The organism is Salinisphaera japonica YTM-1 (assembly GCF_003788585.1).
Taxonomy (GTDB): Bacteria; Pseudomonadota; Gammaproteobacteria; order Nevskiales; family Salinisphaeraceae; genus Salinisphaera; species Salinisphaera japonica.
This window is the reverse complement of the sequence record NZ_AYKG01000002.1, coordinates 49371-76094: the sequence shown is the minus strand read 5'-3', so window position 1 is coordinate 76094 and position 26724 is coordinate 49371. Positions and strand designations below refer to the sequence as shown.

The 26724-nt window shown below is 62.1% G+C and carries 24 protein-coding genes and 1 riboswitch; of the genes, 11 read left to right on the top strand and 13 right to left on the bottom strand.

Annotated features, from left to right (window positions below; genetic code table 11):
- Positions 1 to 5: 5 nt before the first annotated feature.
- On the bottom strand, positions 6 to 959 hold the full coding sequence (locus SAJA_RS01595) for a D-2-hydroxyacid dehydrogenase (protein ID WP_123656913.1): 954 nt from the start codon (positions 957 to 959) through the stop codon (positions 6 to 8).
- Between the two features lie 324 nt (positions 960 to 1283).
- Between SAJA_RS01595 and SAJA_RS01590 the strand changes: the two genes are divergently transcribed.
- Entirely contained in the window at positions 1284 to 1706 is a 423-nt protein-coding gene (locus SAJA_RS01590) for a MarR family winged helix-turn-helix transcriptional regulator (protein WP_184999700.1), read from the top strand.
- A gap of 73 nt (positions 1707 to 1779) precedes the next feature.
- Here the strand turns inward: SAJA_RS01590 and metF are convergent, their stop codons facing one another.
- The 4 genes from metF to SAJA_RS01570 all read right to left on the bottom strand — a co-directional run bounded on the left by metF (position 1780) and on the right by SAJA_RS01570 (position 6154).
- Entirely contained in the window at positions 1780 to 2649 is an 870-nt protein-coding gene (metF, locus tag SAJA_RS01585) for a methylenetetrahydrofolate reductase [NAD(P)H] (protein WP_123656911.1), read from the bottom strand.
- Between the two features lie 107 nt (positions 2650 to 2756).
- On the bottom strand, positions 2757 to 4178 hold the full coding sequence (ahcY, locus tag SAJA_RS01580) for an adenosylhomocysteinase (RefSeq protein WP_184999699.1): 1422 nt from the start codon (positions 4176 to 4178) through the stop codon (positions 2757 to 2759).
- Positions 4179 to 4268: 90 nt separating this feature from the next.
- Positions 4269 to 5444: a methionine adenosyltransferase gene (gene metK, locus SAJA_RS01575; protein WP_123656910.1), complete on the bottom strand. Its 1176-nt coding sequence runs from the start codon at positions 5442 to 5444 to the stop codon at positions 4269 to 4271.
- Between the two features lie 74 nt (positions 5445 to 5518).
- The gene (locus tag SAJA_RS01570) at positions 5519 to 6154 is read right to left on the bottom strand and encodes a TetR/AcrR family transcriptional regulator (RefSeq protein ID WP_123656909.1); all 636 of its coding nucleotides are present in this window, start codon (positions 6152 to 6154) and stop codon (positions 5519 to 5521) included.
- Between the two features lie 287 nt (positions 6155 to 6441).
- On the opposite strand from SAJA_RS01570, the gene SAJA_RS01565 reads away from it, so the two are divergent.
- The 3 genes from SAJA_RS01565 (at position 6442) to SAJA_RS01555 (ending at position 9966) form a co-directional block, all read left to right on the top strand.
- Entirely contained in the window at positions 6442 to 8682 is a 2241-nt protein-coding gene (locus tag SAJA_RS01565; protein ID WP_123656908.1) for a 3-hydroxyacyl-CoA dehydrogenase NAD-binding domain-containing protein, read from the top strand.
- Positions 8683 to 8910: 228 nt separating this feature from the next.
- Positions 8911 to 9474, top strand: a complete 564-nt coding sequence (locus SAJA_RS01560) for a thioredoxin family protein (RefSeq protein WP_123656907.1) — start codon at positions 8911 to 8913, stop codon at positions 9472 to 9474.
- A gap of 12 nt (positions 9475 to 9486) precedes the next feature.
- Positions 9487 to 9966 (top strand): GFA family protein, encoded by a 480-nt coding sequence (locus SAJA_RS01555; RefSeq protein WP_123656906.1) that lies wholly within the window; start codon positions 9487 to 9489, stop codon positions 9964 to 9966.
- A 69-nt stretch (positions 9967 to 10035) separates the two neighbouring features.
- On the opposite strand, the gene SAJA_RS01550 is transcribed toward SAJA_RS01555, so the two are convergent.
- Positions 10036 to 10842 carry an SDR family NAD(P)-dependent oxidoreductase gene (locus tag SAJA_RS01550; protein WP_123656905.1) on the bottom strand — a complete coding sequence of 269 codons (807 nt, stop codon included), beginning with the start codon at positions 10840 to 10842 and terminating at the stop codon, positions 10036 to 10038.
- A gap of 96 nt (positions 10843 to 10938) precedes the next feature.
- Here SAJA_RS01550 and SAJA_RS01545 point away from each other — a divergent pair, with 96 nt between their 5' ends.
- Entirely contained in the window at positions 10939 to 11634 is a 696-nt protein-coding gene (locus tag SAJA_RS01545; protein ID WP_123656904.1) for a TetR/AcrR family transcriptional regulator, read from the top strand.
- A 13-nt stretch (positions 11635 to 11647) separates the two neighbouring features.
- Here SAJA_RS01545 and SAJA_RS01540 read toward each other — a convergent pair whose 3' ends face one another.
- From SAJA_RS01540 to SAJA_RS01515, 6 genes are all read right to left on the bottom strand, one after another.
- Positions 11648 to 12550, bottom strand: coding sequence for a metal-dependent hydrolase (locus SAJA_RS01540; RefSeq protein ID WP_123656903.1), 903 nt, complete (start codon positions 12548 to 12550; stop codon positions 11648 to 11650).
- 73 nt (positions 12551 to 12623) lie between these two features.
- Entirely contained in the window at positions 12624 to 13568 is a 945-nt protein-coding gene (locus SAJA_RS01535; protein ID WP_184999698.1) for an alpha/beta fold hydrolase, read from the bottom strand.
- Positions 13569 to 13718: 150 nt separating this feature from the next.
- The gene (locus SAJA_RS01530) at positions 13719 to 14519 is read right to left on the bottom strand and encodes a MerR family transcriptional regulator (protein WP_123656901.1); all 801 of its coding nucleotides are present in this window, start codon (positions 14517 to 14519) and stop codon (positions 13719 to 13721) included.
- Positions 14520 to 14577: 58 nt separating this feature from the next.
- Positions 14578 to 15222: a 3,4-dihydroxy-2-butanone-4-phosphate synthase gene (gene ribB / locus SAJA_RS01525; RefSeq protein WP_123656900.1), complete on the bottom strand. Its 645-nt coding sequence runs from the start codon at positions 15220 to 15222 to the stop codon at positions 14578 to 14580.
- A gap of 80 nt (positions 15223 to 15302) precedes the next feature.
- A riboswitch (FMN riboswitch) is annotated at positions 15303 to 15450 on the bottom strand.
- Positions 15451 to 15487: 37 nt separating this feature from the next.
- Positions 15488 to 16972, bottom strand: a complete 1485-nt coding sequence (locus SAJA_RS01520) for a hypothetical protein (RefSeq protein WP_123656899.1) — start codon at positions 16970 to 16972, stop codon at positions 15488 to 15490.
- Positions 16973 to 17211: 239 nt separating this feature from the next.
- The gene (locus SAJA_RS01515) at positions 17212 to 18399 is read right to left on the bottom strand and encodes a ferritin-like domain-containing protein (protein WP_123656898.1); all 1188 of its coding nucleotides are present in this window, start codon (positions 18397 to 18399) and stop codon (positions 17212 to 17214) included.
- A 436-nt stretch (positions 18400 to 18835) separates the two neighbouring features.
- On the opposite strand from SAJA_RS01515, the gene tkt reads away from it, so the two are divergent.
- The 6 genes from tkt to SAJA_RS01485 all read left to right on the top strand — a co-directional run bounded on the left by tkt (position 18836) and on the right by SAJA_RS01485 (position 26037).
- The gene (gene tkt / locus SAJA_RS01510) at positions 18836 to 20833 is read left to right on the top strand and encodes a transketolase (protein ID WP_123656897.1); all 1998 of its coding nucleotides are present in this window, start codon (positions 18836 to 18838) and stop codon (positions 20831 to 20833) included.
- A 46-nt stretch (positions 20834 to 20879) separates the two neighbouring features.
- Complete coding sequence (gap, locus tag SAJA_RS01505) at positions 20880 to 21890, top strand: type I glyceraldehyde-3-phosphate dehydrogenase (RefSeq protein WP_123656896.1); 1011 nt, start codon at positions 20880 to 20882, stop codon at positions 21888 to 21890.
- Between the two features lie 128 nt (positions 21891 to 22018).
- Positions 22019 to 23200: a phosphoglycerate kinase gene (locus tag SAJA_RS01500; RefSeq protein ID WP_123656895.1), complete on the top strand. Its 1182-nt coding sequence runs from the start codon at positions 22019 to 22021 to the stop codon at positions 23198 to 23200.
- A 1-nt stretch (position 23201) separates the two neighbouring features.
- Positions 23202 to 24047: an AAA family ATPase gene (locus tag SAJA_RS01495; protein ID WP_123656894.1), complete on the top strand. Its 846-nt coding sequence runs from the start codon at positions 23202 to 23204 to the stop codon at positions 24045 to 24047.
- A 15-nt stretch (positions 24048 to 24062) separates the two neighbouring features.
- Positions 24063 to 25265, top strand: a complete 1203-nt coding sequence (locus SAJA_RS01490; protein ID WP_123656893.1) for a vWA domain-containing protein — start codon at positions 24063 to 24065, stop codon at positions 25263 to 25265.
- Positions 25266 to 25311: 46 nt separating this feature from the next.
- A complete protein-coding gene (locus SAJA_RS01485; RefSeq protein WP_221180081.1) occupies positions 25312 to 26037 on the top strand; it encodes a SanA/YdcF family protein in 726 nt (241 codons plus the stop codon).
- On the opposite strand, the gene SAJA_RS01480 is transcribed toward SAJA_RS01485, so the two are convergent.
- On the bottom strand, positions 26030 to 26677 hold the full coding sequence (locus SAJA_RS01480) for a TetR family transcriptional regulator (protein ID WP_184999697.1): 648 nt from the start codon (positions 26675 to 26677) through the stop codon (positions 26030 to 26032). The genes SAJA_RS01485 and SAJA_RS01480 overlap by 8 nt on opposite strands.
- Between the last annotated feature and the right edge of the window lie 47 nt (positions 26678 to 26724).

Below are 26724 nucleotides of genomic sequence, written 5' to 3'. Positions count from 1 at the left end.
AGCCCCTAATTCACACGCCCGCTGTCGTCGCCGGCGATAAACGCCCGGATATTGGCGGCCACGCCGTCGAGCATGCGCTGGCGGGCCGCGCGCGAGCCCCAGGCGGTGTGCGGGGTGATGATCAGGTTGGCCAGATCGGCATCGATCAACGGGTGGCCGTCGCGCGGTGGCTCGTTATCCAGCACGTCCACGGCCGCCCCGGCGATCTCGCCGGCGCGTAGCGCATTGATCAGGGCGTGGCTGTCGATGATCGGCCCGCGCGCGGTGTTGATCAGATACGCGCCGGTTTTCATGCGAGACAACGCGTCGGCGTCGATCAGATGATGCGTGGCCTCGGTTAGCGGGCAATGCAGGCTCATGTAGTCGGCCTGGGGCAGGGCCTCGTCAAAGGCCACGCGGCCGGGGCGCACTTCGGTCGCGCCCGGGCGCTCGGCGATCACGATCTGCATATCGAAGGCCGCAGCGCGTTTGGCCACGGCCTCGCCGAGTTCGCCGTGGCCAACGATCACCAGCGTCTTGTTGGCCAGCTCCTCGATCGGATGATCCAGGCGACAGAAGAACTCGGCGCGCTGCCAGGCGCCACCCATCACGTCACGATGATAATCGGCCCAGCGCGTGGCAAAGCCCAGCATGACGGCCAGCACGTGCTGGGAGACCGCCGGTGTGGCATAGCCGGTCACGTTGATCACCGGGATATCGCGGGCGGCCGCTGCGTCCAAGTCGATATTGTTGACGCCGGTGGCAGCCACACAGATGAGCTTGAGCCGGTCGGCCGCTTCGATCGTCGCCCGATCAAGCACGACCTTGTTGGTCACCACGATATCGGCATCGGCGATCCGCGGGGCGATCTCGTCGGCCTGCGTGTTGTGGTGGGTCTGCCACTCGTCGGCCGCTGCACTTAGTGCTTGCCAGTCAAGATCGTCGCCAACCGACCCGGCATCCAGAAATACGCCCCGCATCGTGATTCATCCGTCGAGAATTACGCGACTATCCTAAACGCTTGCCGGGCCGCGGGGCAGGCATGGTCGACCGGCGTCGATGCGTGTGGTGGCGGCCGGGCGCGTCTTGCCGCCGGCATCGGCAGGCGTTATTGCCGACGATAGCGCCGTCATACGATAGATGTATACGGCAGCGCCCGCGCGATCACCACCGCACTACGGCACTCCGGTATACTACGTACATAATGTTATTCCATCTCAACCCGGAAGTGCGAACCGATGCAGCGTCGCAGTGAGCAACAAGACCCGAGCCTTGGAAACCATTTACCGACCAATTGCGCGTCGGTGGAGTCGCTCGAGTATGAAATGGCCTTCCTGGTGCGTCGGCTGGAAGCCGCACGGCGTCGGTTCCATTACGGGTTGGAGCGGGCGCACTATCTGTTGTTGATCCTGCTGGAGCGTAACGATCGCCAGTCGGTGGGTGCGCTGGCCGAGCAGGTCAATCTGGATGCCTCGACGGTCACCCGTCAGGTCGCGGCGATGAAAAGCGCCGGACTGGTCGACAAACACGATAACCCCGATGATCGTCGAGGCGGTTTCGTGACCATCACCGAAGCCGGACGTGATGCGGCCGCCGAGGTGCGAGAGCGTCGCCTGGAGCGTATCGGCCAGGCGTTCGTTAAATGGAGCGACGAGGATCGACGAGTCTATGCCGACCTGATCGCCCGCCATAACGATTCGCTGCGCGATATGCTCAACGAGGACTGAGGCGCGTCGTGACGGCGACGATCAAAACCCGGCAAACGCCGGGTTTTGTCGTTCTGGCCAGGCCGTATCCCAGCTAGGCCGCATCGCTTTCGCCGGTCGGCAGCTTCAGGTCCTGCCAGAGCGTGGCGGTGGGTTGGCTCTTGTTGAGCGCGTAGAAATGCAGCCCCGGCGCGCCGCCGGCGAGAAGCTGCTCGCAGAGGTTGTAGACCAGCTCGCGGCCGAAGGCTCGGACCGATGCCTTGTCGTCGCCGTAGCCTTCCATCTTCTGGCGCACCCAGCGCGGGATATCGGCCCCGCACATCGCCGAGAAGCGCGAGACCTGGTCAAAATCGGTGATCGGCATGATGCCGGGCACGATCGGCACGTCCACGCCGCGGGCGCTGACCTCGTCCACGAAGTTGAAGTAGGCATCGGCGTTATAGAAATACTGCGTGATCGCCGAATCGGCACCGGCGCGTATCTTGCCGATGAAGTTGTCGATATCCGCCTCGGGCGAGGGGGCCGTTGGATGAAATTCCGGGTAGGCGCCGACCTCCAGATGGAAATCATCGCCGTGGCGATCCTTGATGAAGGCGACCAGCTCGTTGGCGTAGTTGAATACGCCGGGCTTGTCCATGCCCTCGGGCAGGTCACCCCGGAGGGCGACGATCCGCTCGACCCCGGCTGTCTTGTAGTTATCGAGCAGTTCGCCGATAGAGGCTTGTGTGCCCTCGATACACGACAGATGCGGTGCTGCCGGGCGGCCGGTCACGCGCATGGCGGTCTTGACCGTGTCCAGGGTGCCCGAGCGGGTGGTGCCGCCCGCGCCGAACGTCACCGAAAAGAAGGCCGGATTCAGCGCGCCGAGCTCGGCCAGGGCGTCTTCCAGGCGGGCGGCGCCCTTGGGCCCCTTGGGCGGAAACAGCTCGATCGAGAAATCGTTGTGTGAGACATCCTCGCGCATGGGGTCTCCTTGGTCGTGCGCGACAGGACTCGCGCGTTGTGGATCGGCATAAAAAACCCGGCCCACGCGGGCCGCGGGCCGGGCTCGATGTCGAGCGACTCGATCGCTTAGTAGCGATAGTGCTCGGGTTTGTACGGGCCGTCGACCGACACGCCGAGATACTCGGCCTGCGCGGGCGTCATGCGGGTCAGCTTGGCGTTGACCCGGGCCAGATGCATCGCGGCAACCTTTTCGTCGAGATGCTTGGGCAGCACGTAGACATCGTTGTCGTACTTGTCCCCGTTCTTCCAGAGCTCGATCTGGGCCAGCACCTGGTTAGTGAACGAGTTCGACATGACATAGCTGGGATGCCCGGTGGCACAGCCCAGATTCACCAGCCGGCCTTCGGCCAGCAGAATGATCTTCTTGCCGTCGGGGAAGGTGATGTGATCGACCTGCGGCTTGATCTCTTCCCACTCGTAGTTGCGCATCGAGGCGACATCGATCTCGTTATCGAAATGCCCGATATTGCAGACGATCGCCTCGTTGCGCATGCGCTTCAAGTGATCGTGGTTGATCACGTGATAGTTGCCGGTGGCAGTGACGAAGATATCGGCCTGCTCGACCACGCCCGGGTCTTCCAGGTCGACCACGCGCAGGCCTTCCATGGCAGCCTGCAGGGCGTTGATCGGGTCGATTTCGGTCACGCAGACCGTCGCACCCAGACCGCGCAGCGAATCCACGCTGCCCTTGCCGACATCGCCGTAGCCACACACGATGGCCACCTTGCCGGCGATCATCACGTCGGTGGCGCGCTTGATGCCGTCGACCAGCGACTCGCGACAGCCGTAGAGGTTGTCGAACTTGGACTTGGTGACCGAGTCGTTGACGTTGATCGCCGGGAAGGTCAAGCCATCGGTCTTGGCCAGGTGATACAGACGATGCACGCCGGTGGTGGTTTCCTCGGTTACACCCTTGATGGCCTTCTGCAGATCCTTGTAGAAGTTCGGCTGTTCGGCCAGGCGCTGCTTCATCACCTTGAATAGCGCGGCTTCTTCGTCCGAGCCCGGGTTGTCCAGCAGCGACGGATCATCGGTGGCCTTGGGGCCGAAGGTGGCCAGCGTCGTGGCATCGCCGCCGTCATCCAGAATCATGTTGGGCAGGCCGCCATCGGACCAGTCCATGATCGCGTGGATGTATTGCCAATATTCCTCGGCGGACTCGCCCTTGAAGGCGAATACCGGAATACCGCGCTCGGCGATGGCCGCGGCGGCGTGATCCTGCGTGGAGAACACGTTGCAGGAGGCCCAGCGGATATCTGCACCGAGCGCCTGCAGGCTCTCGATCAGCACGGCGGTCTGGATGGTCATGTGCAGAGCACCGGCGATCCGGCAGCCCTTGAGCGGCTGTTCCGCGCCGAATTCCTCGCGCACGGCGACCAGGCCGGGCATCTCGGTTTCGGCGATGTCCATCTCGCGCCGGCCCCAGGGGGCCAGGCTGATATCGGCAATCTTGTAATCTTCGGTCATCTTCTCGGCAGGTGCACTCATGTGTCGACTTCCTGTCGTTGAAAGCGGAAAAAGAGCCGGCCGGTGTCAGACGCCGGCCGGCGCACGCGAACGATTCGCGTCGGAAGCTGTTTAAGCGGCCTGAATGCCGGCGTCGTCAGCCAGCGCGGCGGCCTTGTCGGTACGCTCCCAGGGCAGGTTCAGATCCTCACGGCCGAAATGGCCATAGGCTGCGGTGGGGGCGTAGATCGGGCGCTGCAGGTCCAGCATCGTGAGGATGCCGTAGGGCCGCAGATCGAAGTGCGAGCGGATGAGATCAGTCATCTTTTCGTCGTCGATCTTGCCGGTGCCGAAGGTCTCGACCCAGATCGAGGTCGGCTCGGCGACACCGATGGCGTAGGACAGGGCGACCTCGCACTTGCTGGCCAGCCCGGCGGCGACGACGTTCTTGGCCACGTAACGCGCGGCATAGGCCGCCGACCGATCGACCTTGGACGGGTCCTTGCCCGAGAACGCACCGCCGCCGTGACGCGCCATGCCGCCATAGGTGTCGACGATGATCTTGCGCCCGGTCAGCCCGGCATCACCCAACGGGCCGCCGGTGACGAAGTTACCGGTGGGGTTGATGTGCACGGTCGGGTTGTCGGTGAGCATGTCGCCGATCACCGGCTTGATGATGTGCTCGTGCACGGCTTCTTTGAGATCCGCCTGCGAGATCTCGGGGTTGTGCTGGGTCGACAGCACCACGGCGTTGATCGCGCTGGGCTTGCCGTTCTCGTATTCGAAGGTCACCTGCGACTTGGCATCCGGGCGCAGCCAGTCGAGCGTGCCGTCGGCCAGCAGCTCGGACTGCTTGCGCACCAGGCGATGCGCATACGTGATCGGTGCCGGCATGAGCACGTCGGTCTCGTCGCAGGCATAGCCGAACATCAGACCCTGGTCGCCGGCGCCCTGTTCTTCCGGGGCCGTACGCTCCACGCCCTGATTGATGTCCTTGGACTGCTCGCCCAGCACGTTCATCACGGCACAGGTGTCGGCATCGAAGCCCATGTCCGAACTGGTGTAGCCGATCTTGCGGATCGTATCGCGCACGATCTGCTCGACCGGGATATTCACGCTTTTGTTCGGATCGGTCTTGATCTCACCGAAGACCATGGCGAAGCCGGTCTTGCAGGCTGTTTCGCAGGCCACTTTGGCAGTCGGGTCCTGCTCGAGATAAGCGTCGAGAATGGCGTCCGAGACCTGGTCCGACAGTTTGTCGGGATGGCCACCGGTCACCGATTCGGAAGTAAACAGGGTACGGCTCATTTCAGATATCTCTCCATCCGGATATGCGGATGGACTATACGGTATCTTCGTTTCGGCTTCTACACCGATTTTCGTTACGCCTCGCGATCCGGCTCGGCCAGTGACCGCCAGAGCATGCCGAAAAGCTCTTCGTGTTGGGCGGTCAGCCGCTGCTCACCGTGACGCAGTGGCTGCATCTGCACGAGACGGGCCAGCACACCGTAGAAGTAATCCAGCAACACCGACTCGCTCACGCGCTGGTTCAGCAGCCCGGCGGCCTGACCGTCAGCCAGCACGCCGGTCAATAGTCGTGTCAGGCGCTTCTGTGTGTCGGTGGTATCCCGGCCCGTGGCCCGCGGACAGATCGAGCTGAGCAACATGGCCGCCACTTCGGGGTAGGTCTCGAAGAAATCGAGCACCACCCAGAACGTCTTGTGCAGCCGGTCGCGATAGGTATGCACGGCCTGCAAGTGGTCGAGCATCCGATTGGCCAGCGTATCGGCCCATTTGAGAACACATACCTCGAGCAAGGCCTGCTTATCGCCGTAATGACGATAGATCGTGGCCAAGGAAGCGCCGGCAGCGGCCGCAATCTCGTTCAAACGCACCTGCTCGGCCGGGCGCTCGGCGAACAACTCGAGCGCGGCGGCCTCGATGCGTTCGCAGGCACCGCGGCTGCTGGCACGGCGTAGGGCGGGTGTGTCCGGCGGTGTCGGGCGAGTCTCAGTCATGATTCCCATTGTGTAATTTCAATTACATTTATTTTTTGATTTTCGCCAAATATTGACATCGTCTGATGTTAAAGATAGTTCTATCGGGCGGGAGAAGATCGATGTCTTCGAGCCAAAGCGTACATATGATTACAGGTTGCTCTCATGGCCGCGAAGATACGAGCCACGCCTGTTATTGGCGCACAGGGTTAGGGCGCGATCGATTCCGAGACGACTCTTTAGACGATCGCTTGGTGCTTGGGCACGCTGGCGTCGAAGGTTTCAAGCTTTGATGATGCGAGTGTCCCATGAACGATGCCACGGCTTTTGACGCCGCCGAATCGCAGGCCCTGACGACGCTTGAGCACCACACCGGCGGTATTGCCGTGTTGCGCTTTGGTCTGGGCGATCGTCGTCAGAACGTGATGACAACGGCGCTGGCCGAGGCACTGGTCGAGCGCATCGCCCAGGTTCGTGCCGATCGCGATATTCGTGGTCTGGTACTCGCCTCAAACAAGTCGGGCTCTTTTCTGGCCGGTGTCGATACCGCCTTGTTCGATGGCTTTACCGAAGCGCTCGCTGCCGAGCAACGGGTCAGAGGTTTACAGGCCGGTCTTGCGGGCTTGGCCACGCTCAAGATTCCGGTGGTAGCCGCGATCGATGGCGGTTGTATGGGCGGCGGCCTGGAGCTGGCGCTGGTGTGCGACGCACGCGTAGCCGCCGACACGCCGGCCACGCGGTTTGCCATGCCCGAGGTAAAGCTGGGGCTCGTGCCGATCGCCGGTGGCACCCAGCGCCTGCCGCGTCTGGTGGGGATTGGCGACAGTCTGGATCTGATGCTGACCGGACGCACGCTGTCGCCGGTTCAGGCACGCACGATAGGCCTGATCGATGCGCACGTGCCGGCCGACGAGCTGCTGGATACGGCCATCGCCCGGGCACGACGACAAGCCAAGCGCGATCTGCTGAAACACGGCTCGTGGCGCCGGACGTTGCAGACCCGCGTATCCCACGGCCGCGCGGGGATGGCCCGGTTGGCGCTCGAGGACAACGCGCCGGGCCGCCACCTCCTTTTTGCTCAGGCACGCACCCGCAGCCGAGCCCGATCGGGCGGTCATTATCCGGCCATCGATCGGATCATCGATGTGGTGGAGATCGGCTATCAGCGCGGCACGAACGCGGGGTTGATGGCCGAGGCCAAGGCCTTTGGTGAGCTGGTGACCGGCGAGGTATCGCATGCCCTGCGGCATATCCATCACGCTAGGCAAACGCTCAAGAAAGCGAACTTCAAGACAGGCAACGCCAAGCCGCATCCCGTGGCGCGCCTGGGCGTGCTGGGGGCCGGGTTGATGGGGGCCGGCATCGCCTCGGTCTCGCTGGATCGTACCGCGGCCGCGGTACAGCTCAAGGACGTGGACGAGGCAGGCCTGGCACGCGGGCGCGCTCATATCGAGGCGGGGCTGGCCAGGCGGGTCGATCGCGGCGGACTTGCTGGCGAGCGACGCGATGCGCGCCTGGCACGGCTGACGACCACGCACCGCGACGCTGATCTTGGCGGCTGTGACCTGATCATCGAGGCTGTGTACGAGGATTTGGCGCTCAAGCAACAGATGCTCGCCGCCTGCGAGGCCGCGGCTGATGAAGCCGGACAGAGCGATCAGGTATTCGCCTCGAACACGTCGTCGTTGCCGATCCGCGATATCGCCGCCCGCGCGGCACGCCCCGAGAACGTGGTGGGCATGCATTACTTCTCGCCGGTGGAAAAGATGCCGCTGCTGGAGATCATTGCCACCGAACAGACCTCGCGCAAGACCCTGGCGACGGCTGTGGCCCTCGGCCGGGCTCAGGGCAAGACCGTGATCGTGGTGCGGGACGCACCGGGCTTTTACACCACACGTGTGTTGTCGCCGTATCTGAACGAAGCCGCCCGACTTCTCGATGAAGGCGCCGGCGTGCGCGCGATCGACGATGCGTTGACCCAGGCCGGCTTTCCGGTCGGCCCGCTCACCCTGCTGGATGAGATCGGCGTGGATGTCGGCATAAAGGTCGGCCCAATCCTGGAGGCAGCCTTCGGCCCGCGAATGGCCGTGCCCGCCACCTCGGCGGCCTTGATCGAGGCCGGTTTTCTCGGGCGCAAGAGCGGTGCCGGCTTTTACGACTACGAAGGTGCCAAGAAACGCGGCCAACGCCCGGTCAACGCGGGCTTGGCGAGCCTGTTGGCGCCAAGCCAGCAGACGGGCGGGGCTTATCCCGGTGCCCAGGATATCGTTGATCGCGCGACGATGGCCTTTGTCAACGAGGCGGCGCACTGTTTGACCGAGGGCGTCATCGCCGACCCCTTGCAAGGCGATATCGGCGCGGTGCTGGGGCTGGGTTTCCTGCCGTTCACCGGCGGGCCGTTTCGTTACGTCGACCGGATGGGGATCGATTACGTCGTCAAGACCTTGACGATGCTCGCCGATCTTCACGGCCCGCGCTTCACCCCGGCGCCGGTACTCCAGACGATGGCCGCAGCGCGCGCACCGCGCCAGCGGCGTTTCTACGCCTGACCGACTCGATCTGTCGGCCTATGTTGTGGCGGTGCCATGTGTCGTTCACTGGCGCACCGGATCCATGCCTGTCAGGGCGGCCCGGGCTTCAAACCTATGGCGCGTGCCTGATCACATGATGGTGGCCGCCGCTGGCTCGGCCAGCATGCCTGCTGAGTCGCGCGTAGTTGGGCGCGGCGGCCTTAGCCCGATAAACTGAGTAACTGTCTCAACGATTATCAGACTCGTATGTCTTTGAAAGACTCCGCCATGATGCCGCTCGGCACGGCCGCACCCGATTTCTCCTTGCCCGATACCGTGTCCGGCAAGACCAAGACGTTTGCCGATGTGGCCGGCGAGAACGGCACGTTGGTGATGTTCATCTGTAACCATTGTCCCTACGTCATCCATATCGCCCGCGAGATCGCCGGCGTGGCCGCCGAGTACGACCCGAAGGGCATCGGCTTCGTGGCTATTTCATCCAACGATGTCTCCGAGCGCCCGGAAGACGGGCCGGAGGCGATGGCCGAGTTCGCCGAGGCCAGCAATTTCATCTTTCCCTATCTCTACGATGAAAGCCAGGACGTCGCCAAGGCCTACAACGCGGTCTGCACGCCGGATTTCTTCTTGTTTGATGCCAAGGGCCGCTGTGCCTATCGTGGCCAGTTCGATGGCTCGCGCCCGAAGAACGGCGAGCCGGTGACCGGTGCCGATCTGCGGGCCTCGCTGGATGCCGTGCTCGAGGGGGATCCGATTCCCGAAGAGGCCCAGGTGCCCAGCCAGGGCTGTTCGATCAAATGGAAAGCAGCATAGAGAGACAACACGATGGAACCGGCTGATGCGTTTGGCCTGCCCTGGGCAGGCGGTTGTCACTGTGGGTTGGCGCGTTATCGCGTGGACGAAGCACCGAAGTTCATATTCGCCTGTCACTGCACCGATTGTCAGCAGCTTTCGGCGAGCGCGTTCGCGATCGGCATGTTGTTGCCGGCCAAGGGCGTGGTCTGGGCCGACTGTGATCTGGCCGAATACGCCAAGACCGCGGATTCGGGGGTGATCAGTCGGCAATACAGCTGCCGGGCCTGCGGCACTTGGCTGTACACGGCCAAGGACAACACGCCGGACACGCTCATCCTGCGGTCCTCGTCGCTGGATGCGCGTGACTGGGTGCGCCCGATCGCCGAGATATTCACGGCCAGCGCCCGGCCCTGGGCCCGGCTATCGACGGCGTTCTCGTTGCCGGGCAACGTCGAGGCGCCGGAGCGGTTGATCGCGGCGTTCGCCGAAAGCGATATACGGCCGGGCTGAAGTCTGATATCAGGCGAGCCTTCGCGGCCGGGCGGCGGCCCGGCTGCGGGGCCTATTCACAGGCGCTGCTCAAGTCAGCTTGCCAAGCACCCGCCAATAATTGACCGGCATCAAGCGAGAAATCAGCGAGATGAGCTTGGCATCGGTTCCGATCAGGCAACGGCCTTTGTTCTTGGCCAGATCGCTATAGATCTTTCTTGCCGCGTCGTCCGGCGTGGTGCGGGCCATCTTGTTCTTAAAGTTGTCGGCCAGTTTTTCTTGGTTCCGGTGCCCGCGATGATCGGTATAAAAGCGCGCCGAGTGGGCGATGGCTGTCTTGATGCCGCCCGGATGCACGCACATGACATGCACGCTGGAACTCGCCATTTCGATGCGTAGCGCTTCGGTAAAGCCGCGAACGGCGAACTTCGAGGCGTTGTACGTGCCTTGTGAGGGCACGGAAACCAGGCCGAATACGCTCGAGACATTGACCAGCGCGGCCTCGGGGCGCTCGGCGAGATCGGCCAGGAACGCTTTGGTGCCATATACCACGCCCCAGAAATTGATGCCCATGATCCACTCGAAATCCTCGTAGGAGGCATCGGCCAGCATCTGCATATGCGCCACGCCGGCGTTGTTGATCACCAAGTCAACCTGGCCGAAACGCTCGATGACGTGATCACGAAACGCGTTCATGGCGGCGCGGTCGGATACGTCCACGTGTTCCGTCAGGACATCGGCATTGCCACAGGCGGTTTTTGTATCAACCAGCCCGGCGTCGTTGACATCACACAGCGCCAGGCGCGCGCCTTGTTCGGCGGCCTGCCGGGCCAGGGAGGCGCCGATGCCGGACCCCGCGCCGGTGATGACCACGACGCGTTCTTTGAGATTGTTCATTGTCTTAGCGCCCTGAAGCGCGGTTGGCTAATCGAGTAATTCTGACAATACCCGTTGTCAGATTGGTTTGACAATGTTTCATGTCAGAATAGGGCTATGAGCGATATGTCTTCTGATGCCCGGCAAGCCGGCGGGCGTGACTACGCCGGTCGTACGCTCGGCGAGCGTCGCGCGCAACGGCGCGAGGCCTTGATCGAGGCCGGGGTGGTCATATTTGGTGATCACGGGTTTCGCGGGGCGACCGTCAAAGCGATCTGTCGCCAGGCCGGGCTGACCGAACGTTACTTCTATGAGTCGTTCACCAACAGCGAAGCCTTGTTCGCCACGGTGTACAAGACGCTGGTTGGCGCAATCGAGACCGAGATGCGCGATGCCGTCGAACAGGCGCCGGCCGAGGCCGAGGCGATGTCGGAGGCCGCGCTGCGGGTCTATTTCACCCACATGGCGCGCCCCCGAGTGGCCCGTATCGTGCTGATCGAGATATTTGGCATCAGTGCGGGTATCGATCGCACCTATCGTGCGACCACCCTGAAATTCGCCCAGCTCACCGAAGATCTCACCGCGCGCCTGTTCGATCAGTCGGTGGTGAGCGCGCAAGGCACGACACCGCGGTTATTGTCGATGGGGCTGGTGGGCTCGACCATTCATATCGCAATGTACTGGAACCTCAACGGCTATCGCGAAACCATCGATGCCGTGGTCAACTCTGCATTGGCGCTCTACCGGGCGATGGCGTTTTCGATGGTCGAGCCGGCCGGGCACGAACGAGGCCGTGCCCGGTCAACGGATTAATATCTCACGCGTCTCAATGATGGGTCGCGTAAGCGGCCTCGGCATCGTCCACGAGCGCGTCCAGCTCGGCCAATAGATGGGCGTTGTTCTGTTGCCAGGGATGAAAGCTGTATTTGAAGTAGCTCAGAAACTCCGGCACCAGCCGCCGGATATAGCCTTGGCGGCCGATGGTGAAGTCCAGCACCTTGAGATGGCCGCGCCAGCCCTCGGCCCGGCATGCCGGGTCGGCCCGGCTCATCTGCCAATAGAACGACACGACGATGGGCCAGAACAGACCCGTGGCCGCGATCATGGCACCGCTGCGCTCGAGCCAGTTACGCGGACCGCGGCCGATGCATTTTTCGTAGACGTCGTAGGCCACGGCCTTGTGTTCGACTTCCTCCAGCGCATGCCAGCGCCACATGCGCTCGTAATCGACCTGTGAGCCGGCCAGCTGTTCGGGATGGCGCAACAGCATGTCGCCCATGAGGGCGGTGTAATGCTCGAGCGCGATCGTGGCGGCCAGCGGCGTGGATCTGGGCGTATTGTTCTTGATGATATCCAGCAGGCCCCAGGCAAAGGCATCCAGCTTGTGCGCCGGCAGGCCGGCCTCGGCCATCAGTTCGTTGTATTCGATATGCTCGCGCGAGTGCATGGCCTCCTGACCGATGAAAGCGGTGGCGGCCTTCTTCAGGTCCGGATCGGGAATCTCGTCGCGATAGGCGCGTACCGCATCGATGAACATGCGCTCGCCGGCCGGAAACAGCAGCGATAGCGCGTTCATGAACTGGGTCACGTTGGGTCCGGCCACGTGCCAGTCGCTGATGCGATCAGCCGGTGGCAGAAAATGCAGGTCGCGCCGCTCGGGCATGACCTGCAACGTTTCACTGTGTGGGGGCGAGGCGTGAGAACTGCCGGGGTCTTGGGTCGTCGTCATGATCGATCTCCGGTGCGGGTGCAATAGACAGCACGATGACCGCGTGTCTTCTGCCAGGTGAGTAGCGACGACCTCATGAGGCCGTCTCGTGCGGCGTGCGCCGGCGTTGCGTGTCAGGAGCTTCGAGGGCGGTGATGTGCTGGCGTATTCGCTCGGCCACGGCAGGTGCGTGGGTCTCGATGACCCAGTGCCGGGCATCCAGCTCGGTCACGGTGATCGAGTCGGCCCAGTCGAGGGCGCGCCGTGCCAGGCCCTGACCGACGAACGGATCACGCCGGGCCACGATCAGATGCACTGGTACGACCGCGAACCGTTCACGCGGATGCGCCAGGCGAGGCCACATATTGGCTCGATACAAACGGATACCGGCCCGGCCGTCTTCGGCCCAGGTGGCGGCAACCGGCAGGGCCTGGCCTTCCAGACGGGCCAGCGTGGCCGGCCAGCGCGGCGCCATGAGACGTGACCAGCCGAACTCGGCCAAGCCGGGTATCTGGAAAAAAGCGATATACCAGGAGCGCCGGGCCTGTCGGGCCAGTGCACGCCGGTTATCGCGCCACTGCGCGCGCAGGTTCTGGCCGATATGATCCAGACACGGGCCGGATATGCTGGTGTAGCTGGCCAGCCGGTCGCGCATGGCCGGGTCGGTGGCGGCCTCCCAACTTTGTATCGAGCCCCAGTCGTGGCCGATGAGGTGCACGCGCTCGCCATTCGGGCAGGCCCAGCCGATCACCGCCGCCAGATCACCCTCGAGACACGACAGCCGGTAGGCGCTCGTGCGTGTGGGCGTGTCCGAGCGGCCCGCGCCACGAACGTCGTAGCGAACACAGTGATAATCGACGCCCAGCTCGGCGACCAAGCGATCCCAGACTTGTGCGGTGTCGGGATAACCGTGAACGAACACGAGCGTCGGTCCGTGGCGGTTGCCCTCGTGATAAACCGCCAGACGCACGTCATCGCTATTGATCATTGCATCCGGGCAACGCTCGGCATGCATCAAAGACGTGGCACGGCTCGACATCACTTGAATCGGTGTAATATTTACACTGAACGGTGTCACATATAATGAGTGCCCGCAAGTCGACTGCATCGGCTGCGTATTCCGGCCGATATGAGCTTTCTGTGGGGTAGGGGGACGTCCCCGGTTTACCGAGGACAGTACCGTCGTAGCCTAGACGCGCTCGGGGTCGTCGTGGAGATGTTCCATGATCATGGCCAGGCGATCACCCAGGTGCTGATCGGCAGCCTTGGACATCGCGCGGGCCACCTCGGGCAGCACAGCCATCTCGACCAGCGGGCGAAGCCGCCAGACCAGATCTGCCAGTTCGGGCAGCTCATTGCTTGGCGGCAGCTGGCCTTCGCCGTATTGATCAAAGACATGACGCGCGACCAGCCGCACCATCGCATCCGAGGCCTGCTCAACGTTAGCGCGCAGGTGCGAGACCACGTCGAGCATGTCTTCCAGCGGAATACCGGCGCCGACGAGCTCGGCACCGGCCCGGAGCATGCGCGGGCTGGGCACGCGGAAACGCATGCCTTCCGGGCGCAGCACATCCAGCTCGATGGCCTTGGACAAAGCCCGCCGAGAGAAGTTGCCGCGAAACATCTTGAGCAGCTGCGGCATGGTCACGTAGTCGGGCAGTTCGTCCGACCAGGGGCTGGCCACGGCCGTTTCCAGGCCCAGCAGCGAGCCGATATCGTTACCGCGCTCCCACGACTCGATCAGCTCGCCGATATTGGAAAGCGTATAACCGCGCTCCAACAGCCGATTGATGATACGCAGGCGCGACAGATGGGCATCGTTGTAGATCCCCTTGCGCCCGCGTCGTTCGGGCGGTGGCAACAGGCCTCGATCCTGATAGGCGCGGATATTGCGTACGGTCGAACCCGTCTTGCGCGCGAGCTCGTCGATAGAGAACTCGGGATGGACGATCGCTTCGTTGTCGTCGGCATCGGGGGCTGCTTTCGTCATCACGCGATGATAACGGGGCCCGCAAGATACGTCACGCGCGGTGCATCGGCGACACGACTCATGCCGGTGTCAGCGTCATGCGATAGCGTGCCAGTTCGTCGATGGTGAGCACCGGCATGCCATGGCGTTGGGCGTACGCCTGAATGGCGGCGTTGCCGGCCATCGTGCCGTCGGGATTCATCAACTCGCACAACACGGCAGCCGGGCGCATCCCGGCCAGACGCGCGATATCGATCGAACCTTCGGTATGACCGCGTCGATCCAGCACGCCGTTGCGGCTCGCGCGGAGCGGGAAGATATGCCCGGGGCTGACGATCTCCGCCGTGCCGTCCAGCGCGCCCATCGCCGACTCGATCGTGACCAGTCGATCGGCAGCGGACACGCCCGTGGTCACGCCCGTGGCGGCCTCGATGCTCACGGTAAAGCCGGTGTGGTTCTTGCTCTGATTGTTCTCGACCATCTGGCGCAGGCCCAGCGCATCGACATCGTCGGGCAGAAAACAGACACAGACGATACCCGAGCCATCGCGGATCATCTTGACCATGGTGTCCAGCGAGAGGTTTTCGGCTGCCGCGACGATATCGGCTTCGTTTTCGCGGTCCGAGTCGTCGAGCAGCAGTACCGGCTGGCCGGTACGATAAGCCGCCACCGCCGCAGCGATACGCGGGAAATCAGAAAAATCGTGATGCGGATGATCCGACATGAAACGTCCTCGATTGTTGAGTCAACGTTTCAGGGCACAGCGTGAAAACGAGCGTGCATGAGCCGCGCGGTCTCGCCTTCTCGCGTCTTCTTTCATCCGGACTGTAACCGTCGGCTCTGGCCTTTCACCAGATCTGCTGACCTTTTGCAAGGATGCAAAAGCGCTCGTGGGCTCGGCCTTGACGGCCATACCACCGGTGGGGAATTACGCCCCGCCCTGAAGACGCGAAAAAGTATAGCCCAATTGCGTGCGGTCTCAAACGGCCTCAGTTCGCCTTGCGCAGCCGGTAGAGCCGAAACGGGCCTTCGGCGTAAATGAAAGAAAACGCGTTCGGATAGAGATTGACCCATCGAAGTAGTGCAAACCCCGGGTCCGAGGGCGTAGCCAGCACGTAGTCCACGCCCATTTCCCGCGCATAAGACACCACACGGGTAAATCCGGGCAAGCTCTGATCGTTGGCGTTGTCGGTATAGGTCAATGCGCCTCGGCGCGTGAACAAGGCCAGGGTGCGCGGATCGCGCACGAGAATACGGGTATCTTTTGGCGTGGTCTGTTTGATGTAGCGATACATGGCCGTTGCGTTCGGGCCGTTGGGGGCCGCGGGTGCAATACGGTGATCGAAATCAGCGGTTGCGCGATACGTCAGGCCGTAGCCGAAAATTGCCAAGCAACAGGCCAGCCATAATACGGCGTGTCGTGGCGCGGACAGTACTCGCTCGATGCGCAAGAGCCCTGCGGTGAGATACACGACATACAGAGCCATCAACGGAATCAAATAGCGCGATCCATAGCTGTGCCAAGGCAATAGACTGGCCAGGTAAACCAGGGCGAAGATTTCAATCACGCTCGGGCTCGAACGCCAACGATTCCACAGTCCAATCGCCACCACGGGCAATGAAAGCCAGGCAATCCACTGGGCTGCCACTAGCTGATTGGTCGCCGAGCCGGGAACGATCAGCCAGTAATGCCGCAGCAATCGCCCGTAGTGACCAAGGTTTTCCGACACGGTCACAGGCAGTTCGTTCAGGTGGGCAAACAGATCCTGAAATACCAGGGTGAGATAGCTCGTCTCGCCTGTGCTGGTGCCAAGTAACCGCGGTCCCAGCAGTACGGCGCCGGCCAGCCCGGCAATTACGAAAAGCATCACGCCGAACCGGGTCGGTCGGCGATAGCGAACCAGCTCATAGCCCCAGACAGCGAGAATCAAGGCAAGCCCGAACACCCGCGTGGCCAAGCTGGCCAGAATCAGGCCGCCGGCCAGGGTGAATAAGGCGTTGCAAGAGCGGTGCGAATCCAGGCGCAGATAAGCGTGGTCGCAAGCAATCAATGCCCCGTAGGTAACGATCACGAAGACGCTTTCAGACAAGATCAACGTCGCCCAGCCCGCAAACCGTGGGTTCCACGCGACGAGCGCCGCTACGCCGACGATCACCCAGCACGAGGTCGTTCGGTCCGCGGGCAGGCGAGTGGCGGCAAGCCAGGCGCACATGACGACGGCCACGCCATACAAGCCGATCATGTAAAGCTTGATGACCGTGATATTCAGCCCGAACATCGCCAGCGCCGGCACAAGCGCGATGGGAAAGCCCGGCGGGTAACTCGCCGGTGCCAGATAAGCCAGTGCGCTTTGCACATAGCCGGTATCCGCGTAAGCGTGGCCTTCGAGCAGATTGCGCGCCAGCATCATATACATGGCGTTGTCGCCGCCCCACATCATCGTTGGGTCGAAGATGGCTAGTCGCCAGCCCACGGCGCTCGCGATAACGACTCCCACGGTTATAGCGACCCGCCGGAGCGTGGTCGGCTTCGTAGACGCGTTCGCGGTCTTTATGGAAAGCATGACGAGATTGTAAGCCGAGCTGCGAAACGGAGCGGCAGTCGTGCGTCTTGTAATGGAACGAGCGACGATGCGGCCTCGTTGTAGGAAACAAAAAAGCCCCGAGCAATGCTCGGGGCTCTACGACAACTCAATAGAGTGTCAAGGGAGACTTAACCGTTATCGGTTTCCATCTCGTCCATCATCATGGAGTCGGAATCGTCTCCCGCATCCATATCGCTTGCGTCGTCCATGTCACCGCTGCCCGAGTCGCTGCTTGTCGAGAGCCCGGGGTTTGCCGGAATACGCGTGCCTTGCGGGAAGAAACCGCCCATTTCGGCAGCTTCCGGCGTCAGGTAGACGATGTTATGGACCTGACCCGGCGTGCGGCTGTAGGTAATGCCGTTGTCGTCGACCGGCACGATATTGGTCGACCGGATACTAGAACCGTAGATGGACACCGAGGTGTTGTCGTCGCCAATACCCTGATCGATATCGTCCGGGCCATCCAGGTCGTCACGTGCATCGGAGATCGCGTTGACGATCTGGCCGATGTTGAGACCGGTATCACCGACTTGTTCGTCCATGCGCGCGGTCAGGATGGTGCGCACGAGGCCAGCGTGATAACCCTCGACGGAGAGGATGCCGGCAGCAGCCGTCAGGAAGTCGCGGTTGCGAATGAACTGGGCGCCGCCCTTGTATGCGCTCACGCCGACATCTTCGAAGATGAACGCGCCGATCAGGAAGTTGATCGGGCTGGCGAACGGATCGAAGCTGTTCAGCCCGGCGGCCTGTGCGGCAGCGTTGAAGGCATCCGTGAAGTTGATCTGCGGACGCGAGATGACACCACCGTCACCCAGGCCGCTTCGCAGGAACTGAACGTGATCCAGCTCGTCGGAAGCGATCTCGGCGGCATAACGCCCGATCAGGGGCTCGCCGGAGAAATCGACCATGCGGCCGCCGGTGACCATGCCCGGGTCCTCGGATCCACCGCCAATATCGTCTTCCATCAAGCCGTTACCGGTGACGGCGCGCAGGTAGTATTCGGCTTCGAGATACTCGAGGTTCAACGCGAACTGCAATACGCCGGCATCGCTAGGCGAACCGTCCGGCAAAACGATGACATTCGGGTTGTTCGGGTCCAGCCCGTCCATCCCGCCATTCATGCTGTCGTTGTCGTCCTGCGCAAGCGCTACGTTCTTGTCGTCGCTGCAGGCACCGAGCAGGGCACTGCCGACGAGGCCGGCGGTGTACATGCCGCTATGCGCCAAAAAGCGACGACGGCTCTTGCTGAGCGGGCCGCCGGTTGCAGCGTCAATAATCGGCGACTGCTCGTTCTTGTCTTTGATCTCATCGGTCATGGTGATCTCCCTAACCAGATTGGCCGGCTTTCCGCCGGTCGTTTTCCTGATACTAATCGCACTAAGAATGTGTACGACACATCAGTGTGTCACTGAGGTTGGGCGTGTTTTTCCACACGCTGAGGTTGACGCTAGCACATGAAAACGAAAATAAATCAACGACTCTGCAATTAAATAACCCGGAAGCCGGTTGTCCAGCCGTTGATGGCTCAACATTTTTTTGAAAGAGAAAACGTAAGCATATGATTTGAAATACAAATAGCGAACTTTTCGAGTAGGCAAAAGCTATCGAGAGAATATTTTTATTGAGATTATAAATATGAGACCTAAGTTGTAATTAATGATGGCTCATGCATCGATCGTGACGCGCTCGTGTTGCTCGCTGCTACGCTTTGCCAGACAATGACAGCGATAAAAAACTCGTACTGGAGTGGAGATGCCCGAACGTCGCGATTTAGCGAATGCGATTCGTATTCTGTCGATGGATGCCGTCCAACAGGCCAATTCCGGTCACCCCGGTATGCCGATGGGCATGGCGGATATTGCCGAGGTGTTGTTCAACGATCACCTCAAGTACAACCCGGCCAACCCGGAGTGGCTGGATCGCGATCGTTTCCTGCTCTCGAATGGCCACGGTTCGATGCTGCAGTACGCTGCGCTGCACTTGACCGGCTACGATGTGTCGCTGGACGACATCAAGGCGTTTCGCCAGCTGCATTCGAAGACGCCGGGGCATCCGGAAAACTTCATGACGCCGGGCGTGGAGACAACGACCGGGCCGCTGGGTCAGGGCCTTGGCAACGCGGTTGGCATGGCGCTGGCCGAGGCAAGTCTCGCCGCGGATTTCAACGTAAGTGATGAGTCTGTCGTTGATCACCACACGTACTGTTTTGCCGGCGATGGCTGCCTCATGGAAGGCATAAGTCATGAAGCATGCTCGCTGGCCGGTACGCTGGGCCTCGGCAAGCTCGTCGTGTTCTATGATGACAACGGTATCTCCATTGACGGCGAGACCGAGGGCTGGTTCACCGAGGATGTGCCGGCGCGTTTCAAGGCCTACGGCTGGCAGGTGATCGCTGATGTCGACGGCCACGACGCCGGCGAGATCGACGCGGCCATTCGTGAAGCCAAAGCAGATGCCGACCGTCCGACAATCATCTGCTGCAAGACGGTGATCGGCTGGGGCGCGCCCAACATGAAGGGCACGGCCAAGGTCCATGGTGCGGCACTGGGCGACGACGAAATCAGCGCGGCTCGCAAGGAGTTGGGCTGGTCAGACGAAACACGATTCGCCGTGCCCGAGGCGCTTTACGAGGCCTGGGATCACCGACAGGCCGGCAAACAGGCCGAAGCGGCGTGGCAGCAGCGCTACGATCGTTTTGCCAGCAGCCATCCGGATCTGGCGGCGGAATTCGATCGGCGCCTGGACAACCGGTTCCCTGGAAACTGGGCCGATCAGGCCAGAACCTTTATCGAAAAGACACAGGCCGATGGCAAACGTACGGCCACGCGTAAGTCATCCAAAGCGGCACTGGGCGCGTTTTCCAACGTGCTGCCCGAATTGTTTGGCGGCTCGGCCGATCTGACCGGATCCAACGGCACAGATTTCGACGGCTATCAACCGATTTCGGCGGCCGATAAATCCGGCAACTATGTGTGCTACGGCGTGCGCGAATTCGGCATGTCAGCCATAACCAACGGTTTGAGCCTGCACGGCGGTCTCGTGCCTTTTGGTGCCACGTTCTTGACGTTTTCGGACTATGCACGCAACGCGGTGCGCATGGCGGCCCTCATGCAGGCACGCAACGTGTTCGTCTACACGCATGACTCCATCGGGTTGGGGGAAGACGGGCCAACGCACCAGGCGGTCGAGCACGTCGCGGCCCTGCGTTTGATTCCCAACCTGCACGTATGGCGCCCGGGCGACGATGTCGAAACGGCCGTGGCCTGGCGTGCGGCTATCGAGCGGGTGAACGGGCCCTGTGCCATCGCCCTGTCGCGCCAGGATACGGATCATCACGAGCGTGATGCCGATACCGTGGCTGCGATCGACAAGGGCGGCTACGTGCTTGTCGATACCAAGGACACGCCCGACGCGATCGTGATCGGGACCGGTACCGAGCTTGAGCTGGCCGTGAACGCTGCCAGAAAGCTTGCCGATGACGGCGTGGCGGTTCGTGTGGTGTCCATGCCGTGTATCGAAGTGTTTGCCAGCCAGGACGCCGGCTATCGTGATAGCGTTCTACCCCCCAACGTGACCGCACGCGTGGCCGTGGAGGCCGGTGTATCCGATAGCTGGTACCGATTCGTCGGTGCGACGGGCGAGGTTGTCGGCGTGGATGATTTCGGCCTGTCGGCGCCGGCCGAAGAAGTCTATGCCGAGTTCGGCGTCACCGTGGACGGCGTAGTGCAGGCCATCAAACGACAGCTGTAAGCGCGCGTCGGCCCGTTTTGTTTTTAAAAAAAGTTTAGGAGCCAACATGGCAGTGAAAATCGGCATTAACGGCTATGGCCGCATCGGCCGCAACGTGCTGCGTGCCTTGTTCGAAGGCAAGCGTACGGATGAGCTCGAAATCGTTGCGATCAACGACTTGGGTGACGCCCAGATGAACGCGCACTTGACGCAGTACGACACCGCGCACGGCAAGTTCCCGGGCGAAGTTTCCGCTGAAGGCGATCATCTGGTCGTGGACGGGCACAAGATCAAGGTGTTGTCCGAGCGTGACCCGGCCAACCTGCCCTGGGGCGATCTGGGCGTGGACGTCGTGCTGGAATGCACGGGTCTGTTTGCCAGCGAGGAAAAAGCCAGCGCGCACCTGAAAGGCGGCGCCAAGAAAGTGTTGATCTCGGCCCCGGCCGGCAGCGACATGAAGACCATTGTCTTCGGCGTGAACCACGAGACACTGACCCCGGAGGACAAGATCGTCTCCAACGCCTCGTGCACGACGAACTGCCTGGCGCCGTTGGTCAAGCCGCTGCACGAAGCATTCGGCATCGAGTACGGGTTGATGAACACCATCCACTCGTACACCAACGACCAGGTGCTCTCGGACGTTTATCACAAGGATATTCGCCGCGCGCGCAGTGCCACGCAGAGCATGATTCCGACCAAGACGGGTGCGGCCGCGGCGGTAAGCCTCGTGCTGCCGGAACTGGAAGGCAAACTCGACGGTTTTGCCGTACGCGTGCCGACGATCAACGTCTCGTTCGTCGATCTATCGGCGACCGTGTCGCAGGACGTCACCGTCGAGCAGGTCAACGAAGTCCTGAAGAATGCCGCCGGTGGCGAGCTCAAGGGCGTTCTGGCCTATACCGACGAAGAGCTGGTCTCCGTTGACTACAACCACAACCCGGCGTCGTCCACGGTTGATTCCAAGCTGACCAAGGTGGCCGGCGGCCGTCTGATCAAGGTCTGTTCCTGGTACGACAACGAGTGGGGCTTCTCGAACCGGATGCTCGACTCGGCCCTGGCATTGGCCAACGCTGGCTGATTGCCTCGCGTTATCTGTCAGACCACAAAGACCGGACATGTTCCGGTCTTTGTGTTTGTATGGTTTGAAATACCCGGCCGTCGCGCTCGCGGGCGGCCGCTGCAATCGACAAGAATATTGGGATTCCCATGAAGCTGCTTTCGATGGACGACGTCGAGCTCGCCGGCAAGCGCGTGCTGATTCGAGAAGACTTGAACGTGCCGATCAAGGACGGCGAGGTGGCCTCGGCCGCACGGCTGCGAGCGGCCTTGCCCACGATCAAGAAAGCGATCGAAGCCGGGGCGCGCGTGATGGTCATGGCCCATCTGGGGCGGCCGACCGAAGGTGAGCCGACCGAGGCCGATAGTCTGGCGCCGGTGGCGCGCTGGTTATCCGGTGAGCTCGGCTTTGACGTGCCCCTGATCAAGGACTGGCTGGACGGCGTGGAAGTCGCCGAAGGCGAGCTCGTCATCTGTGAGAACGTGCGTTTCAACGTCGGCGAAAAAGCCAATGACGAAGACCTGAGTCAGACCATGGGCGGGCTGTGCGATGTGTTCGTCATGGACGCCTTCGGTACGGCTCATCGCGCCCAGGCCTCGACGGAAGGTGTGGCACGCCACGCGCCGGTCGCCTGCGCCGGGCCGTTGCTGATGGCCGAGGTCGAAGCGTTGACGGCCGCGATGGACGATCCCAAACGGCCCCTCGTGGTCGTGGTCGGCGGCTCGAAGGTGTCCTCGAAACTGTCGCTGTTGAAGTCGCTTTCCACGCTGGCCGATCAGCTCATCGTGGGCGGCGGGATCGCCAACACGTTTCTGGCCGCGGCGGGCCACGACATCGGGGCCTCGCTCCACGAGGCGGATCTGGTCGATGAGGCCAAGGCGATCCATGCCGACATCCGTGAGCGCGGCGGCGATATTCCCTTGCCGCAAGACGTCGTTGTCGCCACTGAGCTATCAGAAAACGCCACGGCACACGAACGCGCCATCGATAGCGTCGGCGCCGACGAAATGATTCTGGATATCGGCACCCAGGCCCGCGAAACCGTGGCCGATATCCTGAAATCGGCCGGCACCATCGTCTGGAATGGCCCCGTTGGCGTGTTCGAGATCGAGGCGTTCGGGGGCGGCACCCAAGCCTTGTCGGATGCTATCGCCGCCAGTGATGCGTTCTCGATCGCCGGCGGTGGCGACACGCTGGCCGCGATCGAGAAATACGACGTCGGTGACGACGTCAGCTATATCTCGACCGGTGGCGGCGCGTTCCTGGAATTTCTGGAAGGCAAGACACTGCCGGCGATCGCCGTGCTGGCCGATCGGGCTCGAGGGCGTTGATATGAGCGTGGAGTTCGCAGGCACCGATCGATATGTCGCCACCGATGATTTGAAGCTGGCCGTCAACGCCGCGGCCACGTTGTCGCGGCCGCTGCTCATCAAGGGTGAGCCGGGCACCGGCAAGACCATGCTGGCCGAAGAAGTGGCCGCGGGGCTCGGCAAGACTTTGCATGCCTGGCATATCAAGTCCACCACCAAGGCCGCGCAGGGGCTCTACGAGTACGACGCCGTATCGCGCCTGCGTGACTCTCAGCTCGGCGATGCCCGGGTACACGATATCGGCAATTACATCGTGCCCGGCCCGCTGTGGGAGTGTTTCACCGCCGACGCGCAGCCGGTGCTGCTGATCGATGAAATCGACAAGGCCGACGTCGAATTCCCCAACGATCTGCTACGCGAGCTTGATCGCATGGCTTTCGATGTCTATGAGACCCGTCAGACCATCGAGGCTCGGCATCGGCCGATCATCATCATCACCTCGAACAACGAAAAAGAGCTGCCGGATGCGTTTCTACGGCGGTGTTTCTTTCACTACATCAACTTCCCGGACAAGGACACGATGGCCGATATCGTGGCCGTGCATTTTCCGGACCTTAAGAAACGCCTGCTTTCCGACGCCCTGGATCTGTTCTTCGATATCCGGGCGGTGCCGGGGATCAAGAAAAAGCCCTCCACATCGGAGCTGATCGACTGGCTGAAGTTGTTGTTGGCCGAAGATATTCCGGCCGATTCGCTGCATTCGACCGACAACGACTTGCCGCCGCTGCACGGCGCGCTGCTGAAAAACGAGCAGGATATCCACTTGTTCGAGCGCCTGGCTTTCATGAGCCGGCGCGGTCGTCGTTAGCCAGGGCCCCGTCTCGTGTTGATCGATTTCTTCTATGCCCTGCGCGATGGCGGTTTGAAAACCTCCATCACCGAGTATCTGGCGCTGCTGGAAGGCTTGGAAGCCCATGTGGCGGGGTTATCGATCGACTCGTTCTATGTCCTGGCACGGACGTGTCTGGTCAAGGACGAGACACATTTTGATCGTTTCGATCGCGTGTTTGCGGCTTATTTCAAGGGAATCGAACAGGTCGGCGCCGAGGGCGTCGCGATCCCTGACGAGTGGCTGGAAAAACTCGCCGAGCTGGATTTGAGCGAGGATCAGAAAGCCCAGATCGAGGCGCTAGGCGGTTGGGACAAGCTCATGGAGACGCTGGAAAAGCGTCTGGCCGAGCAGGACGAGCGCCACGAGGGCAGCAACAAATGGATCGGCACGGCCGGGCGCTCGCCGTTCGGCGCCTATGGCTACAACCCCGAAGGCATTCGCATCGGTCAGGACACGGGCCGACATCGACGGGCGGTCAAGGTCTGGGAACAGCGCGAATATGCCGACCTGGCGGATGATCGAGAGCTTGGCACCCGCAATATCCAGATCGCGCTGCGCCGGCTGCGGCGTTTTGCACGCGAAGGCGCGGCCGAGGAGCTGGATCTGGACGACACGATCGCCTCCACGGCCCGGCGCGGCGGCCAGCTCGATCTGGTCTACCACGCCAGCCGTCGAAACGCGCTGAAACTATTGATCCTGTTCGACGTCGGCGGCTCGATGGATGACCACGTGGCGGCTTGCGAGCAGTTGTTTACCGCCGCACGTTCGGAATTCCAGCATCTGCGGTATTACTATTTCCACAACTTCATCTATGAAGCGGTGTGGGATGACAACAAGCGTCGACGCCAGGAAAGTCTGCCCACGACCGAGCTGTGCCGAACCTTCGGCAGCGATTATCGCGTCCTGTTCGTGGGGGATGCGACGATGAGCCCTTATGAAATCGCGTATCCCGGTGGCTCGGTGGAACACTGGAACAACGAGGCCGGGGCCACGTGGCTCACGCGCATGCGCGAGGCGTTTCCGCGCTCGGTCTGGCTCAATCCGGTGCCCGACGAGCGCTGGGATTTCACCCCGTCGATCGAGATGACCCGTCGTCTCATGGATGACCGGATGTACCCACTCACGCCGGCGGGACTCACCGAAGCCATCAGTGCGCTGTCGCGCCCGGCCTTGCCCAGCGGGGTCGGGCAATGAGCGGGCCACAATCCGGGTGTGGGTCTCGCGCGGCGAGTGGCTCGTGATGATCGGCTTCGTCAAAACGCTGATTTCATTGGTCGGCACGGCTGCACTGGCAGCGCTCGCCATCAATGCCTGGATGGTTGGTGCCACGCGTGGGGCAGTCTACGACACGACCCAGCGCGTGCCGGTGGCCGACGTGGCGCTGGTGTTGGGCACCAGCCCGTATACGCACACGGGCCGGCCGAACCTGTTGTTCGAGAACCGGATCAACGCCGCGGCACAGCTGTTTCACGCCGGTAAGGTGCGTTATCTGCTGGTCTCAGGCGCCAATCCGTCGCGGGCGTACAACGAGCCACAGAAGATGTACCAGGCCCTGCGTAAGCTGGGTGTGCCGGATGCCGCCATCACGCTCGATTTCGCCGGTTTCCGTACGCTGGATTCGGTCGTGCGGGCCAGGGCTGTCTTCGGCTTATCGCACACCACGTTGATTACCCAGCGTTATCACGAGTATCGCGCGCTGTTTCTGGCCGAGCGAACCGGCCTGTCGGCCGCGGGCTATACCTGGCCCGACGAAGACCGGCGCCAGCCACTGCGTACCGAGACGCGCGAATATCTTGCGCGGGTAAAAGCCGTGCTGGATGTTTTCGTGCTGGATACGCCGCCGCGCTTTCTGGGCCCGGCGCGGCCCATCGACACGCGTGCCCCGGCGGTGCTGGATTATTACGGGTCGGCGTGGCGTGGCCAGGTTAAGCGCTTACCTGCGGCCGCCAGCATCCCTTTCAGCTAGCTGAAAGGGACGTGCCGGCCGGCGCCGGGAACAGCCCGTTCAGCAATGCATCGATCTTGGCCGTGGCATTGTTTTCCACGGCGTAGGTGGCCGGGTGGCGCAGGCTGCACTCATACAGGCCCGCCAGGAACGCCACGATCATATCGCTGGCATCGGCCGGCGACAGGCCTTGGGCTAGCGGAAAGTCATCCGCGATTTCTTCGCAAAGAGCCAACAGCGCGGTTCGTGTCTCATCAAACATCGCCTCCAGCACGCGGTTGCTGGTGACCTCTTGGTCATTGATTTCACAGCGATGCAGCACGATATGACAGACCCGGCGATGCTGGGCATCACCGGCCAGGCGTTGTACGGCATGTAGCATCATCTCCCGCAGCAACTCGCGTGGTGCCGCACCGGGGATATGTTGGCCGATACAGCGTCGCAGATCCCGCATCGGCATTTTCGTGCGCGCGATCATGGCCTGTAACAAACTGGTCTTATCCTCGAAATGCCAGTAAATCGCGCCACGAGTCACCGCGGCACGCCGGGCGATCTGCTCGAGTGATGCCTTGCCGACGCCCCGCGCCAACATCTCGATCTCGGCGGCATCGAGTATGCGCTCGCGGGTCTGCACGGATTCGCTCTTCGTCTTGCGTGCCATACTGCGGAAGAATCGGGTCGTCGTCGCGTAACGGGATGGCGCTATAT